Here is a 14469-nt window from a genome sequence, read left to right on the forward strand (position 1 = left end):
CCAGAGTTTTTCGAACCCTCCAGCTGCTTCTCGAGCTAGCTCTAAGCAAGATTCATGCTCTTATTGATGATTTTGGAGCCGCTACGGATACGAGCCGCAAGACCCTGAGATATAAGTGACTTAGTTGCCTGCAGTGCTTTCGGTCGCGGAAAATCTTGGAAAACTTAGTATTTTTACAGCTGTTGCTTGTAACCATATGCTTTCTGAAAGGTACCGATCCGGCGGGCCCCGCCTTGTCGGTGAGGTGAGTGAGCGGTCTTAAGAGTGCGCTTAGGAGCGATCGATGGTTCGGGTCACGGTGTTTTCCGGGCCACAGCGGCGTCGCCGTTGGAGCGACGAGGAGCGGCTGGAGATCTAGAGCGAGGCCTTCGCGCCTGGCGCCTGCGTTGCCGAGGTCGCCCGGCGGCATGATGTCTCGACAGCGCTGGTCTACACCTGGCGGCGTAAGCTGCGCGATGCTCATGCCGAGCCCGAGCCGGACGATATGGCGGCTCCTGGTCTCGCGGCGGCGGTGATGATCGAGGATGCGGAAGTGGCTCGCCCCGGTCTACAGCCCGCGATCGTCATTGATCTGGCGCGCGGGAAGCTGATCAGCATCTTTGCCTCGGCATCGCCGGCTCTGGTGGCCTCAGCGTTGAAGGCGCTGCGATGATGCCTTCGGGTGCGCGGGTGTGGATTGCGATGGGGCACGCGGATATGCGCAAGGGGATGCAGGGCCTCGCTTTGCTGGTCCAGCAGGGCTTGAAGGGTGATCCTCACGGCGGCGATCTGTTCGTGTTTCGCGGGCGCGCCGGGGCGCTGGTAAAGGTGATCTGGCACGATGGGGTCGGCATGTCCCTCTATGCTAAGCGGCTCGAGAAGGGCCGGTTCGTGTGGCCGTCGGCGAAGGGTGGCATGGTCTCTCTGACCGCCTCGCAACTGGCCTGCCTGCTCGACGGGATCGCAGTGTTCCTGGCATCCGCAGAGCGCCGGATAGGGCGTTCGTTTTCTTCGCTGTCCGCGCATTTTGCGCTTCATTCGGGCAGGTTTCTGTGATTCCATCGCGGTCATGGAAGCCGCCGTTTCGCCCCTTCCTGACGATATCGAAGCGCTCAAGGCGCTGCTGGCGAGCGCGACCTAGCGGGCCAATGAAGCCGAGGCCAAGCTCGCCAATGCCCATGCCCCGAGAGCGCCACCGAGGCGGTGATCGCGCACCTCAAGCTGCAGATCGCCAAGCTCAGGCGCGAGCAGTACGGCGCCAGCGCCGAGCGTACACGCCGCCTGCTCGACCAGACGAAGCTGCAGCTCGAAAGTCTCGAGGCCGACGCCGCCGAGGATGATCTTGCAGCCGAAGCCGCGGCCGAGAAGACCGCGACCGTCACCGCCTTCGAACGCAAGCGGCCGGCCAGGAAGCCGTTTCCCGAACACCTGCCGCGCGGGCGGGTCGCCGTGCCAGCGCCGTGCTCTTGCCCGGCCTGTGGCAGCAGCCGGCTGTCGAAGCTTGGCGGAGACGTCACCGAGACGCTCGACGTGATCCCGCGGGCCTGGAAGGTCGTCCAGACCGTGCGCGAGAAGTTCTCCTGCCGGGACTGCAAGACGATCACACAGCCGCCAGCGCCCTTCCACGTCGTGCCGCGTGGCTGGGCTGGCCCCAGCTTCCTCGCCATGCTGCTGTTCGAGAAGTACGGGCAGCATCAGCCCCTCAATCGCCAGGCCGAGCGCTTTGCCCGCGAGGGGGTTCCGCTCAGCACCTCGACGCTTGCCGACCAGGTCGGTGCCGCCGCCTTTGCGCTGATGCCACTCTATCGCCTCATCGAGGCGCACGTCCTCGCCGCCGAGCGATTGCATGGCGACGATACCACCGTGCCCGTCATGGCCAAGGTGAAGACCGATACCGCCAGGCTGTGGGTCTACGTGCGCGATGATCGGCCGTTTGCCGGCGCCGATCCGCCGGTGGCGCTGTTCCACTACTCGCGCGATCGGCGCGGCGCGCACCCAAGGGCACATCTCGTGTCCTGGTCGGGGATCCTACACGCCAACGCCTATGGCGGTTACGGCGAGCTATATGCTCCCGGTCGCGTGCCTGCGCCCGCGTTCGAGGCCGGTTGCTTCGCCCACGCGAGGCGCAAGTTCTTCGAGCTGGCCGACGTTGCCAGCGCAGCCCGCAAGAAGAGCCGCGGCGAGCATGCAAGCATGATCCACCCGATCGCGCTCGAGGCTGTGCAGCAGATCGATGCCCTGTTCGATGTCGAGCGCACCATCAAGTCGCTGGTTAAAATTTCATCGTTTTGGTTGTACTTATATGATCAATCTTTTTGGGTGCCCGGCGGCTGCGGTCTCTGACCCTTAACGAATCTCGATCCTAGGTGAAGAAGCGCTCGAGTTCGTTAGGACTGACCCCAGTGGGGTCAAAAAGATATGTCGGATTTCGGTGTAGTATCCTAATGTGATCTGCAAAAAACCCCTCTATATTCAAGGTGTCGTCAAGTCTTAGGCAGTATCGACTGGAGAGAAAAGCAAGTATATCTATCCTTTGATCGTTGTGTTTTGCTTGTAGAGCGATCTCATGGAACTTCGATTTCCCCAGCGGAATTAGCTTCTTGCCTAGGATGGCGCCGATTGCGGCAACATTGGATGATATGGTGGCCACGCCTTCCACAAGCGGCAAAAACATTTCAGATTGCGCAACACGGAGGTGTTCGGGGGGCACGGCGATGTTAGGCTGATTTGCTTCCAATTCCGTAATGAGGGCCTCTGAAGGAGGTGTGTCAGACCCATGCCACTGGGGCAAAATCATTCGATCGTTGCCAAGATCGCAGGCCAGCGATCTCAATAGAGAGATCGGGTCGAGCAAGGGACCAATGCCCTCGTATGTTATCCAGTCCCTTGGTTGAAGGGCTACAAGCAGCGACGAAAGGCCGAACCTTGCCGTCATCGCATCGAACCATGATGGAATACCCTTGGCTTGAGCGACCTCGCAAATTGGATTGATCCATTTGTGGTGCCACAATTCGGCAAATTCTCCGAGCTTTGGGTGGTCCCAGCGATTGCGCGCAAACCAATCCAGCGCGCTGTCGATTTGGTGCCCATAAGGGTCAAAGTAAATTGCCGTATGCATACCCATCCGGGGGAGCGGACCTAACTCCATGAAAAAGACATTGCCCGGGCCGAAGACCTTCTTCAGATAGCGATTGTCGGTTACCGACATGACGATATCCGGAGCGAATGCAGCCTTCAGCCTTTCGAGCTCCTCTAGAAGTGCAAAGTTTTTGTAGCTCGTTCCGAAGCAAAGATCGCGGCTGTAGGCGGATCTGTCAAACCGGCTAATTCGCAGCAGTTCGATTTGATCGATCGGGTGGATTTCCGAGAAATAAGGCGATCCGAGCGCGCAGATCGACGGCGAGGCGGCGACGGCGCTCGTCATGGCAGATATGGAGCGCGCAGCGAATGCGGAACAAAAGCTCCACCAACCCCCAAGGCGGAGGGGGCTGTCGGCATACGTGACGGGTTCCAGATAGAATAAAATCCGCTTGCGCACCACTTCCTGCCCTTCTTTGACCCTCTATTTCTCGTATGGTGTCGGAAGACTGTAGCGTTTTGGGCATGATTGTATAGGCATATCAGTTACATGGAGGTTGTGCTGGAGCGATTTGGAGATGCACCTGTCGGGTGAAGTAAAATCGGGGGTTTTGTGAGCTGATTTCGACCGCCGGGTGAAGCTGGAATTTCGGGGTTCTGAGTTGAGTTCGGATGGCGGCCTGCTGGTGTTTCGGGAACTCGACGATGCCTTGGGACTAAGTGCAATGGCAGGTGAGGTTCTCAAGGATGGCTGTGGCGTAAACCGCCGCACGGCTTGGCCGAGCAATTCCGCCAGAGGGAGTGTTCAGCCGGCTTGGCGGCTATGACTATGTCAATGACGCGGACCAGCTCGGGCGCGATCCGGTGATGGGGCATCATGTAGCAGTTACAGGATCCCCGATAAAAACGTCGTCGAAAACGGTGATGATGACCGGCGGTTGCCATGATTGTTACTGTGCTAGGCACGCTGTATTGGTTTTAAATCTTCACAGTAAGGTTGAGCGTCCTTTTCCAGCCAGTCGATGACTTCCCGGTCAAAGATTCTAGCAATCTTCTCACGCCCACTCTCTCCATCGGCCTATATCCGCATATGCGGTGAATAAAATCACCGGATGCGATGACATGGCGCGGCGCCTCCTCCTTTCCTCCAAGGCTCGTTCGATCAGCCTCAAGGCTGTTTACAAGATGGGTGAGCAGGGTGTGTATGATCCGTTCTGCCAGCTTCGTTGGCCGGAGACGGACGGCAAGGCCGTGTGCCCGCGTTGCGGCTGTCTGGACAGCTACAAGATCAAGTCGCGTCGCCAGGTCGAGTGCAAGGGCTGTAACCGCCATTCCAGCGTCACCGCAGCCAGCGAGAAGGATAATCGTCCTCGTGATCCATAACCATGCGGATAGCACGCGGCCGAATCTCAGCGGCTTCGTTGACGGCGTAAATCCATCGCTTTCGCCATCCACGAGCACCCCTGAATACGGCGCTTTTGAGAACCGCAGGCGTGCCGAGGCGATTGGCGGATGACTTTCCTCAAACAGAATTGTATCGCCCCGGCCGTGGCGGCCTTCGTGGTTCGCGTACGGTAAGAAAGCGTTCAGATGGATATATCCGGCAGACTTCTCGTATTTTCGCCGATCGGCAAATGCACGAAATTGGCGGTGTTGCTTCCGATAATGCTGGTTTCCACGATCCTGACGTCAGGTTGCGCAATGGTGAGTGCGGCTGGCCCCTCTTTCCGGTCGGTCGACCGTGCGGACGGGCAAGTCGTGGCCAATTCTGGCATCAAGGTCATGGACGTCACTGACGGCCTTGCGCAAAGATTGGTTGAAACGCAGCGGGCTGCATTGTTCTCCGAAGCCTTCGCTGCATCGGCTGCTGCAGAACTCGACGGTGAAGGTCTTCTCGTTGGCAAGGGCGATCAGGTCGATATCACAATTTGGGAAGCTCCGCCGGCCACCTTGTTCGGTGCCGGCAGTACCGATATAGCGGCTGGTAGCAACGGGCTGGCGATCGAAACTGGCCGGGTGGCGCGGCAAACCGCATTGCCTGGTCAAGTGGTAGGTGGCGACGGGACGATTATCGTCCCATTTGTGGGGCCAGTCCAGGCGGCGGGGCGAACGACGCAGCAGATTGCTGCGACGATTGCGGCGCGGCTGCGTGGCAAGGCACATGAACCGCAAGTGATTGTCAGGATTGCGGACAACGCGGCTACGAATGTTACTGTCGTGGGGGAAGTTGTACGAAACCTGCGCCTGCCCCTAACTGCCAAGCGCGAACGACTGCTCGATGCATTGGCCGCTGCTGGTGGAGCGCGCCAGCCAGTTGGTAAGACTACGATCCAAATCACGCGCGGTGACGTTGTGGAAACGCTTCCGCTGGCTACGATTATCACCGATCCCCGCCAGAATATTTTATTGAAGCCAAATGATGTAATAACGGCCCTATTTCAGCCTTACAGCTTTACTGCTCTGGGGGCGATTGGTCGCAATAGCGAAATAGATTTTGAAGGTACCGGCCTTACTCTGGCTCAAGCTCTTGGTCGGATAGGCGGTCTTGACGATTCTCGCGCGAATGCAAAAGGCGTGTTCATCTTCCGGCTCGAGGATAAGGCCGCTCTCGGGCTGGCCAATGACCCGTCGGTGCGTACTACGCCTGATGGCAAGGTGCCGGTAATCTTCCGCATCAATCTAAGGGATCCGAGAACATTCTTTATGGCCCAATCCTTTCCAATCCGGAATAAAGATGTAATCTATGTCTCAAATGCGCCGCTGGCTGATATTCAAAAGTTTGTGAATATAGTTGGCTCACTGGTGTTGCCGATTGCCAGTGTGCAAAATGTTACCCGATGAGGCTGTGTTTGATGGCCGATTCGACCCGGTTATCGAAATGCCAAGTGTAGCGCGCTCGTTGTCAGTCTTTCATGTAGGTGCGCTATGCGCATAGCGCTCGGCATCGAAGCTCTTGCGCCACAACTTACCGGTATTGGCCGATATACTTGGGAATTGGCGTGTCGCCTGCCGTTCGTCGAAAGCGTCGATGACGTGAGGTTTTTTCGTGGCGACACGTGGTATACTCGAGCTGGGCATTTTATAGAGAATTCCGACGCCAACTATCCCGTTTCGGCGAACCGTTTGCCTCGCAAGTTGCGGAGGTGGCTAAGCCGGCGCGAGTTTTCGAGAAGACTGTATCACGGGCCGAATTTTTTCTCTCCTCCCCAAGCCGAAAATGCCATTGTAACGGTACACGATCTATCCGTCTTCCGTTTCCCCGAAACCCACCCCGTGGAAAGACTTCGGCATTTTGAGCAGGAATTTCACCGCTCGATTGATAATGCGCGGCACATCATTACAGACACAAACTATATTAAGGTCGAGCTTTCCGGAATGTTCGGGGTTGATCCCAAGCGCATCTCGTCGGTTCCCCTCGGAGTATCCGAGATATTTTTCGAGCTTGGGAATGTTGAACGTGATAACGAGATATTGCGCGAGTATCAACTGGATGGCATAAAATATTGCTTGTGCGTTGCTACAATCGAGCCGCGCAAGGGGCTTGATCATGCGGTAAACGCATTCATGAAATTTCGCGATCGCACAAAAAGTGACGCGGTGTTGGTAATTGTCGGCGCGGCAGGCTGGAACAATGCAAGTCTGCATAAGTTGTTTGACGAGGCTGCCGCTACTGGTGCGGTTCGGTTTTTAGGCTTTGTGTCAGATCCAGCGCTACGTGCGATCTATCGTCACAGCTCGCTATTCGTATACCCGTCTCTATATGAAGGATTCGGCCTCCCCGTGCTGGAAGCTATGGCCTGCAAGATTCCGGCCTTGGTTTCAGATCAATCCTGCCTTCCCGAGGTTTCAGGTAGCGTTGCGATGAGTATCAACGTGGCTGATCACGATGCGTTTGCCCAGGCCTTTGAGCGGAGTTTCGAAGATACCGAATGGCGTGTGCGCGCTATCAGCGACGGGCTGGCTTTGGCAAGGCATTTGAGCTGGGACCAATGCGCAAGAAAGACTGCAGAAATCTATCGCCGGTTTGCATGACCTGAAGGTTCTGGCATCGCTGGCATTTCCTCAATTGCTATCACCGCCCCGCCGCTCGGGCGATCTCCGCCAGACCCTGGGCCAGCGCCAGTTCGCTGTTCTGGCTGTCGCCCAGCAGGGTGCGGTGCAGGGCGAGCAGGCGGGCGAGGAGGCGTTCCAGCTTGCGGCCGCGCCAGCGGCGGAGCTGGTTGGCGAGGTCCTGGCGGTCGCGGAAGAACACGCGGCGCGAGGTCACTTCGTCTTCCATGAAGGCGCTCATGTCGCTGCGGTGGCCGAGCCGGCCGGCAAGGTCGGCGAGTTGCACCGCGCGCCGTTCGAAGGCGAGCAGCAGGCCGACCGGATTGAGCGCCATTTCGCGCATCCGCGCCAGTTCGCCGGGCAGGCGCGCGGTATCGCCGCCCAGCACGGCGTTGACCAGCGGCATGAAGCCATCGTCCTCGTTGACCGCGCCGATCGCGTCGAACGCGGCGGCGTCGGCGGTGCGCGGGGCCTGGGGGCTGGCGTCGAGGTAGAGTGCGAGCTTCTCGATCTCGCTGCGCGCCATGCGCGTGTCGAGCCCCGTACCGCGCGCGATGCGTTCGGCCAGTTCCCCGGTCAGGCGCACACCGGCGGCATCGGCCATGACGCGCACGGCCTCGGTCACCGATTTGACGTCGGGCGGATGGAACATCGCCACCAGCGCATCGGGCCGGTCGCCCAGCAGCTTGGCCACGCGCGACTTGTCGGTGGCGGAACTGGCGACGATCAGCACCGGCCAGCCATCCACCGGGCTGGCGAGCAGCGTTTCCACCGCGTCGAACGCCTCGTCTCCGGCGGTACGCACGTGAATCTGCCGCTTGTCGCCGAACAGCGAGACCGAGCGCGCCTCGTCGGCCAGCTTCACCGGATCGCGCTTCAGCTCCGATCCGGAAATCTCCACACGCTCCGCCTCGCCCAGCAAGCCGGCGATCTTCTGCGCGGCATCGCCGGCGCCGGCTTCGTCGGGGCCGCAGAAATAGAACACGCGGCATTCGCGCGCGGCGCGGGCGGCGGTGCCGGCGAAGTTCTTCTGCGTGGCTTTCACGGCCGGCGGTCCGGTCCGGCGGCCCGCGCGGCGTGGATCATTGCGGCTTGCGCAGCTTGACCGCGACGCGGGTGACGATCTGGTCGGCCACTTCGCGCGAAAGGTTTTCGAGCGCGGTCTGTTCCGCCGCGATCACCGCGTATTCGCTGGAGACCACGTCCAGCCCGGCATCGGCGCCGGCGGTCGCGTCCAGCACGACATCGCCGCTGGCGAGATCGACCAGCTGGAAACGCGCGCGCAGCGTGCGCCGTTCGCGGGTGACGGTATCGTCGGAAAGGATGCCGAGGCCCTGCAGGCGCTCGTCCAGCCGCACGTCGAGCCGGTAGCGCGCGCCGTCTTTGCCGCCCGCGCCCAGCCGGTCGACCAGCGCGTTGCGCACCAGCCAGCCGGACTGGCCCTGGATCGAGGGCACTTCCACCCCGCTCAGCGCCCGCGCCACGGTGCCGCTGCCGCCCCCGGCGTACATCGGGCTGAGCCCGCCACACCCGGCAAGCAGCGCCGTCAGCAGGGCGCCAGCCAGCAGCCGGGGGAGGGGAGGCATGTTACGCGACAAGGTTCACCAGCCGATCGGGCACCACGATCACCTTCTTCACTTCCGCCCCGTCCAGCGCACGCTGCACCTTGTCGCTGGCGAGGGCAAGGCGTTCCAGCTCCTCGCGCGCGGTGCCCTTGGCCACGGTCAGCGTATCGCGCAGCTTGCCCTTGACCTGCACCGCCACGGTCACCTCGTCATCGACCAGCAGCGCCGGATCGACGGCGGGCCAGGCCGCGTCGGCCACCAGCCCTTCGCCGAAGTGCGCGAAGGCTTCCTCGGCCAGGTGCGGCATCATCGGCGAAACCAGCAGCAGCAGCGCGCGGATCGCGGCGGAGCGGCTGGCCGAAGGCGCGGCCTTCTCGATCGCGCCGGTCAGTTCGTAGATGCGCGCCACGGCCTTGTTGAAGCCCAGCGCCTCGATGTCCTGCGCCACGGCCTGCACGGTCTGGTGCGCCTTGCGGTCGATGGCCTTGTCCTCGCCGATGGCCGAAGCGTCGTATTGCGCGAACAGGCGCCACAGCCGCTGGACGAAGCGAGCGCAGCCCTCGATGCCGGCTTCCGACCACGGCAGGTCGCGCTCGGGCGGGCTGTCGGACAGCATGAACCAGCGAATCGCGTCGGCGCCGTACTGGCCGACGATCTCATCGGGATCGACGACGTTCTTCTTGGACTTCGACATCTTGATGACGCGACCGATCTCCACCGGCGCGCCATCCGTCTTCAGCGTCGCGCTCTCGCCCGTCCGTTCGACTTCGGCCGGGGAGAACCACACCGGCTGGCCGCTGGTGGCGTCGGTCCGCGAATAGGTCTCGTGCGTCACCATCCCTTGCGTGAACAGGCTGGCGAAGGGCTCCTTCACGTCCAGCTTGCCGATCCGGGCCAGCGCGCGCGTCCAGAAGCGGGCATAGAGCAGGTGCAGGATCGCGTGCTCGATCCCGCCGATATACTGCTCCACCGGCATCCACTGGCGGATCTGTTCGGGATCGAACGGACGGTCGGCCGGCTGGCTGGCGAAACGCAGGAAGTACCACGACGAATCGACGAAGGTATCGAGCGTGTCGGTCTCGCGCCGGGCGGGCTTGCCGCATTGCGGGCAATCGACGTGCTTCCAGGTGGGATGGCGGACCAGCGGGTTGCCCGGCGTCTGGAAATCGACATCCTCGGGCAGCGTGACCGGCAGGTGCTTCTTGGGCACCGGCACCACGCCGCAGACCTCGCAATGGATGAACGGGATCGGCGTGCCCCAGTAGCGCTGGCGGCTGACGCCCCAGTCGCGCAGGCGCCACACCGTCTTGCCTTCACCCCAGCCTTCGCTTTCGGCGCGGGCGATCACGGCGGCCTTGGCGTCGGTAACGCTCATGCCGTCGAGGAAGCCGGAGTTCACCAGCAGCCCATCGCCGGCTTCGGCCTCGCCCGCGAAGGGCTTGCCGGCATCGGTCGCGTCCGCCGCGACGACGCGCAGGATCGGCAGGCCATACTTGGTGGCGAAATCGAAGTCGCGCTGGTCATGCCCCGGCACGGCCATGATCGCGCCGGTGCCGTAATCCATCAGCACGAAGTTCGCGATATAGACCGGCAGGTCCGCGCCGGTGAACGGGTGCTTCGCGGTGATGCCGGTATCGAAGCCCAGCTTTTCCGCCGTTTCCAGTTCGGCGGCGGTGGTGCCGCCCTGCTTGCACAGCGCGATGAACTCCTGCGCGGCGGTGCTGCCGGCGGCCACGGCCTGTGCTACCGGGTGATCGGCGGCGACCGCGACGAAGCTCGCGCCGAAGATCGTGTCCGGGCGCGTGGTATAGACGTCCAGCTTCTCGCCGCTGGAAAGCGTGAAGGCGAATTGCAGGCCCTGGCTCTTGCCGATCCAGTTTTCCTGCATCAGCCGGACCTTTTCCGGCCAGTTTTCCAGCGTGCCCAGGCCTTCCAGCAGTTCCTCGGCGAAATCGGTGATCTTGAGGAACCACTGGTTCAGCTTGCGCTTTTCCACCAGCGCGCCCGAACGCCAGCCGCGCCCGTCGATCACCTGCTCGTTGGCCAGCACGGTCTGGTCGACCGGGTCCCAGTTGACCGCCGATTCCTTGCGATAAACCAAGCCGCCTTCGTAGAGGTCGAGGAACAGCGCCTGTTCGTGGCCGTAGTATTCCGGCTCGCAAGTCGCGATCTCGCGGCTCCAGTCGAGCGCGAAGCCCAGGCGCTTCAACTGCGCCTTCATGTTGGCGATGTTGTCGCGCGTCCAGCCGCCGGGGTGGACGCCCTTTTCCATGGCGGCATTTTCGGCCGGCATCCCGAAGGCGTCCCAGCCCATCGGGTGCAGCACCTCGAAGCCCTTCATCCGCTTGTAGCGGGCCAGCACGTCGCCCATCGTGTAGTTGCGGACGTGGCCGATGTGGATGCGCCCCGAAGGATACGGGAACATTTCCAGCACGTAGCTACGCGGCTTGTTGCTCGCGTCGTCGGCGCGGAAGCTCTCGCGCTCGTCCCAGACGCGCTGCCAGCGGATATCGGCGGAAGAAGGATCGAAACGGTCTGCAGTCATGCCCGCTCCTCTAGGGAGCGCGGGGCGCACGTGCAAGGCGCTCTCTGCCGGCGGGAGAGCCCCGCCGGTGTTCTAATTTTGCCGCTTCAGCCCTTGATCGTCTGGCGGCGCAGGTCGCGCGCCTTGGTCAGGATCACGTCTTCCAGCTTCTGCACGGTGGCGGCCTGCACCGGCGCATCGACCCACTGGCCGTTTTGCGAAACCTGGCGGCTGGCGGCAACGCGCAGGGCATCGGCGCGCAGGTCCTGATCGAGAATCGACACGGTAACCTTGACGCGTTCGCCGGGGTTCTTCGGGTTGGCGTACCAGTCGGTCACGATCACGCCGCCGTTGCTGTCGGTCTGCAGCATCGGCATGAACGACAGCGTTTCCAGGCTGGCGCGCCAGAGATAGGCGTTGACGCCGATCGTCGTCACCTTGCTGGCGGCAAGGTCCAGCTGGGGGCGCTGCTTCTTGTGACCGCAGGCGGACAGCCCGAGCGCCAGCGTGCCGAGCACGGCGCATGTGACAAGGACGCGACCGGACGCGAGGCGTTTGGCACGGCGGAATCCAGAGGCGCTGACGGTCACTACACTTCGTCCTTGCTGGCGGGAGGGAAGCGGCTGACGCATCCTTCCGGTCCTGATATGAAGCGCGCTTGCGGCACGCCGGTCCGGGGCCTCTATCACCCCGGCGCCGCGGGCCGCAAGCGCGATGAAACAAGAGTCCACATAGCAGGCGCGCGGCGTGAACCGGTCCTGAATGTTTCGGGGTTGTGGACATCGTGCAACAGCTTGCCAACAAGCGGTGCCGGACCCACATGGAGACTCGCCTTCGGGCCGTAACGGTTATAAGGACAAACAAAGAGATCGCCTTTGTCACGAGAATCACATATTCCGCGTCAAGGGAGGCTCTACAACAGGGCTGAGGGACTGTTTCGAGATGACTGGCAGGGTTGACGGCAAAGGCAAAAAGCGCGGCTTGCGCCGTATTTTGCGTGCGCCCCTGCTGATCGGCGCGGCGGCGTCCGCCGGTCTTCTGATCGCTCCCACTGTCAGCAGCGCTTTCGCGAGCCATTTCGATGCTTCGCCCGTCAGCCTTGCCGCGCGTGGCGGGATCGGCTCTTTCACGCCGGCCTCGATTGATCCGCGCCTTGCCGCGCAGATCACCGTGCGCGCGTTGTCGAATGGCAAGCTGTTCCGGTTCACGCCCGCTGGCACCGAAACGCGGCCAGACCGCGCGGTGACCGTGGCGGTTCGCGTGAACGACGATACTTCTCGCGTCGTATCCGTTCGCCAGGCCTTTGCCGCCGCCGCGACCACGCCAGGCGCGGCCACCGTGCGGATCGCGCCAACGGCCTATAACCTGGGCCTCGCGCGCGGCTATCAGAGCTTTGCGATCGATGGATCGCAACCGCGCGAAGCCGCGCGTCTGGAAATGCCCGATTTCCAGGCTTTCAAGCTGTCCGGTCCTGCACCGACGGCACCGGGCCGCCTTTCGCCGCGCCTGGAACTGGACCAGAAGGAACGTGCCGGACGCGCGCCGCGCACGCTTGAGAATCAGGGTGACTACCAGGTCGATCTGGGCGGCAGCTATCGCCTGACCGGCAATCTCAACGTCATGGCGGGCATCCGCTATTCGTCGGAGCGCGATCGCCTGCGTCCCCTGACGGATGGCAAGCAGGATAGCCAGGCTGTCTACGTCGGAACGCAGTTCCACTTCTGATTTCCCGACATCGCCGGTTTCTGCGCATCGGAGGCTTTCCGATGGTGCCGCGTTATTTGCACGTTTCTTCGCGCGTGCAGTATAGCTGGCAGCATTATGCCGCGATGCAGCAATATATCGCGCTGCAATAATTGGATTTTGATCCGTAAAGCGCTTGTAGCTCCGCGCCCATATCCTTACGCTTGATGGCGATAGGGGCGATTACTGGAGTTTTGACATGGCGCGTGTTGCAATTGTTACCGGCGGTACTCGGGGTATTGGCGAGGCGATCAGTCTTGCACTCCGGGATCTCGGTTTTACGGTCGCCGCCAACTATGCTGGCAATGCCGAGAAGGCCAAGGCCTTCACCGACGCCACGGGCATCAAGGCCTATCGTTGGGATGTCGGCGATCATCAGGCCTGCCTTGACGGGTGCGCGCAAGTGGCGGCGGATTTCGGCTCTGTCGATGTCGTGGTGAACAATGCGGGCGTCACGCGCGACGGCGTGCTGCACAAGATGACGTTCGACGACTGGAACGAGGTCATGCGTATCAACCTGGGCGGGTGCTTCAACATGGCCAAGGCGACCTTTCCGGGCATGCGCGACCGGGGATGGGGGCGCATCGTCAACATCGGTTCGATCAACGGGCAGGCCGGGCAGTATGGTCAGGTCAACTATGCCGCGGCCAAGTCCGGCATCCACGGCTTTACCAAGGCGCTGGCGCAGGAAGGCGCGAAATACGGCGTGACCGTGAACGCGATCGCGCCAGGCTATATCGATACCGACATGGTCGCGGCCGTGCCGCCGGCGGTGCTGGAAAAGATCGTCGCCAAGATTCCGGTCGGCCGGCTGGGCCACGCGTCCGAAATCGCGCGCGGCGTGGCGTTCCTCTGTTCGGAAGAGGCAGGCTTCGTCACCGGATCGACGCTGTCGATCAACGGCGGCCAGCATATGTACTGATCGCTGCACGGGCGGCTTTGCGGCCGCCCGTGGCGCTGGTAAAACAGGGCGTGGCTTCGCTCTACCATCCTCCCGTCAAGCGCTCGGTGGAAATCGCCGGGCACAAGACCTCGATCAGCCTGGAACCGTTGTTCTGGGAGATGCTTCGCGCCACAGCGGAGGCGGAAGCGCTGCCGATCAACGCGCTGGTGGCGCGTATCGATGCCGAACGCATCGCCAGCCCCACGCCGCCCGGCCTTGCCAGCGCCATCCGGCTGTGGCTGGTGGCGCGCGTGGGGATCGGCCTTGCGCATGACGGATAGGCGCGGTCCGCTGGTGCGCGTCGATTTCGAAGCGACCCTGATCGAATGGCGCGGCCCGGCGCCTTTCGTCTTCGCGCCGATTCCCGATCATCATTATGGCGAGATCGCCCATGCGGCGCGTCAGGCGAGCTACGGCTGGGGCGTAGTGCCGGTGGCGGCCGTGATCGGTACCACGCGCTTCACCACATCGCTCTTTCCGCGCGACGGCGGTTATCTGCTGCCGGTGAAAGTGGCGGTGCAACGCGCGGAACGCGTTGGCCCGGGCGCGCGCGTTTCCGCGCGGATCGAGATCGGCTGACGCGCCGC

Annotated in this window: 14 protein-coding genes and 3 pseudogenes; 12 read left to right on the forward strand and 5 right to left on the reverse strand. The window is 62.1% G+C overall.

Going from position 1 to position 14469, the window contains the following annotated elements; translation table 11 throughout:
- Nucleotides 1–373 precede the first annotated feature (373 nt).
- From B3547_RS22060 to tnpC, 4 genes and pseudogenes are all read left to right on the forward strand, one after another.
- Nucleotides 374–472: pseudogene (locus B3547_RS22060) on the forward strand (transposase); the annotation flags it as partial.
- A gap of 12 nt (nt 473–484) precedes the next feature.
- Nucleotides 485–652, forward strand: coding sequence for a hypothetical protein (locus B3547_RS14950; protein WP_292964372.1), 168 nt, complete (start codon nt 485–487; stop codon nt 650–652).
- On the forward strand, nt 652–1035 hold the full coding sequence (tnpB, locus tag B3547_RS14955) for an IS66 family insertion sequence element accessory protein TnpB (RefSeq protein WP_349676495.1): 384 nt from the start codon (nt 652–654) through the stop codon (nt 1033–1035). The genes B3547_RS14950 and tnpB overlap by 1 nt, the downstream gene beginning before the upstream one ends.
- Before the next feature lie 13 nt (nt 1036–1048).
- Nucleotides 1049–2241: pseudogene (tnpC, locus tag B3547_RS14960) on the forward strand (IS66 family transposase); the annotation flags it as partial.
- A 100-nt stretch (nt 2242–2341) separates the two neighbouring features.
- On the opposite strand, the gene B3547_RS14965 reads toward tnpC, so the two are convergent.
- Nucleotides 2342–3517, reverse strand: coding sequence for a hypothetical protein (locus B3547_RS14965; RefSeq protein WP_292964376.1), 1176 nt, complete (start codon nt 3515–3517; stop codon nt 2342–2344).
- Between the two features lie 175 nt (nt 3518–3692).
- On the opposite strand from B3547_RS14965, the pseudogene B3547_RS14970 reads away from it, so the two are divergent.
- The 4 genes and pseudogenes from B3547_RS14970 to B3547_RS14985 form a co-directional block, all read left to right on the forward strand.
- A pseudogene (locus tag B3547_RS14970) lies at nt 3693–3927 on the forward strand (transposase); the annotation flags it as partial.
- Nucleotides 3928–4179: 252 nt separating this feature from the next.
- Nucleotides 4180–4440, forward strand: a complete 261-nt coding sequence (locus tag B3547_RS14975) for a transposase (RefSeq protein WP_292964378.1) — start codon at nt 4180–4182, stop codon at nt 4438–4440.
- Between the two features lie 207 nt (nt 4441–4647).
- Complete coding sequence (locus B3547_RS14980) at nt 4648–5898, forward strand: polysaccharide biosynthesis/export family protein (RefSeq protein WP_292964380.1); 1251 nt, start codon at nt 4648–4650, stop codon at nt 5896–5898.
- A gap of 84 nt (nt 5899–5982) precedes the next feature.
- A complete protein-coding gene (locus tag B3547_RS14985; protein WP_292964382.1) occupies nt 5983–7089 on the forward strand; it encodes a glycosyltransferase family 4 protein in 1107 nt (368 codons plus the stop codon).
- Between the two features lie 40 nt (nt 7090–7129).
- On the opposite strand, the gene holA is transcribed toward B3547_RS14985, so the two are convergent.
- The 4 genes from holA to B3547_RS15005 all read right to left on the reverse strand — a co-directional run bounded on the left by holA (nt 7130) and on the right by B3547_RS15005 (nt 11714).
- Nucleotides 7130–8152, reverse strand: a complete 1023-nt coding sequence (gene holA, locus B3547_RS14990; RefSeq protein WP_292964384.1) for a DNA polymerase III subunit delta — start codon at nt 8150–8152, stop codon at nt 7130–7132.
- 37 nt (nt 8153–8189) lie between these two features.
- Nucleotides 8190–8693: an LPS assembly lipoprotein LptE gene (lptE, locus tag B3547_RS14995; protein ID WP_223806758.1), complete on the reverse strand. Its 504-nt coding sequence runs from the start codon at nt 8691–8693 to the stop codon at nt 8190–8192.
- A 1-nt stretch (nt 8694) separates the two neighbouring features.
- Entirely contained in the window at nt 8695–11217 is a 2523-nt protein-coding gene (leuS, locus tag B3547_RS15000; protein ID WP_292964385.1) for a leucine--tRNA ligase, read from the reverse strand.
- 86 nt (nt 11218–11303) lie between these two features.
- On the reverse strand, nt 11304–11714 hold the full coding sequence (locus tag B3547_RS15005; RefSeq protein ID WP_223806761.1) for a DUF3576 domain-containing protein: 411 nt from the start codon (nt 11712–11714) through the stop codon (nt 11304–11306).
- 424 nt (nt 11715–12138) lie between these two features.
- Here B3547_RS15005 and B3547_RS15010 point away from each other — a divergent pair, with 424 nt between their 5' ends.
- From B3547_RS15010 to B3547_RS15025, 4 genes are all read left to right on the forward strand, one after another.
- Complete coding sequence (locus B3547_RS15010; protein ID WP_223806757.1) at nt 12139–12921, forward strand: hypothetical protein; 783 nt, start codon at nt 12139–12141, stop codon at nt 12919–12921.
- Between the two features lie 217 nt (nt 12922–13138).
- Nucleotides 13139–13861, forward strand: coding sequence for an acetoacetyl-CoA reductase (gene phbB, locus B3547_RS15015; RefSeq protein WP_124810662.1), 723 nt, complete (start codon nt 13139–13141; stop codon nt 13859–13861).
- A 50-nt stretch (nt 13862–13911) separates the two neighbouring features.
- Nucleotides 13912–14163 (forward strand): ribbon-helix-helix domain-containing protein, encoded by a 252-nt coding sequence (locus B3547_RS15020; RefSeq protein WP_124810672.1) that lies wholly within the window; start codon nt 13912–13914, stop codon nt 14161–14163.
- On the forward strand, nt 14153–14461 hold the full coding sequence (locus B3547_RS15025) for a DUF1905 domain-containing protein (RefSeq protein WP_292964388.1): 309 nt from the start codon (nt 14153–14155) through the stop codon (nt 14459–14461). Before B3547_RS15020 ends, B3547_RS15025 begins: the two co-directional genes overlap by 11 nt.
- The last annotated feature ends 8 nt before the right edge of the window (nt 14462–14469 follow it).

This window comes from Novosphingobium sp. UBA1939, assembly GCF_002336885.1.
Lineage (GTDB): Bacteria > Pseudomonadota > Alphaproteobacteria > Sphingomonadales > Sphingomonadaceae > Novosphingobium.

Bases quoted from the DNA above. Each gene is read 5' to 3' on its own strand.
- B3547_RS14950 (WP_292964372.1), top strand. From the start codon at position 485: ATGGCGGCTCCTGGTCTCGCGGCGGCGGTGATGATCGAGGATGCGGAA.
- tnpB (WP_349676495.1), top strand. From the start codon at position 652: ATGCCTTCGGGTGCGCGGGTGTGGATTGCGATGGGGCACGCGGATATG.
- B3547_RS14975 (WP_292964378.1), top strand. From the start codon at position 4,180: ATGGCGCGGCGCCTCCTCCTTTCCTCCAAGGCTCGTTCGATCAGCCTC.
- B3547_RS14980 (WP_292964380.1), top strand. From the start codon at position 4,648: ATGGATATATCCGGCAGACTTCTCGTATTTTCGCCGATCGGCAAATGC.
- B3547_RS14985 (WP_292964382.1), top strand. From the start codon at position 5,983: ATGCGCATAGCGCTCGGCATCGAAGCTCTTGCGCCACAACTTACCGGT.
- lptE (WP_223806758.1), bottom strand. From the start codon at position 8,693: ATGCCTCCCCTCCCCCGGCTGCTGGCTGGCGCCCTGCTGACGGCGCTG.
- leuS (WP_292964385.1), bottom strand. From the start codon at position 11,217: ATGACTGCAGACCGTTTCGATCCTTCTTCCGCCGATATCCGCTGGCAG.
- B3547_RS15010 (WP_223806757.1), top strand. From the start codon at position 12,139: ATGACTGGCAGGGTTGACGGCAAAGGCAAAAAGCGCGGCTTGCGCCGT.
- phbB (WP_124810662.1), top strand. From the start codon at position 13,139: ATGGCGCGTGTTGCAATTGTTACCGGCGGTACTCGGGGTATTGGCGAG.
- B3547_RS15025 (WP_292964388.1), top strand. From the start codon at position 14,153: ATGACGGATAGGCGCGGTCCGCTGGTGCGCGTCGATTTCGAAGCGACC.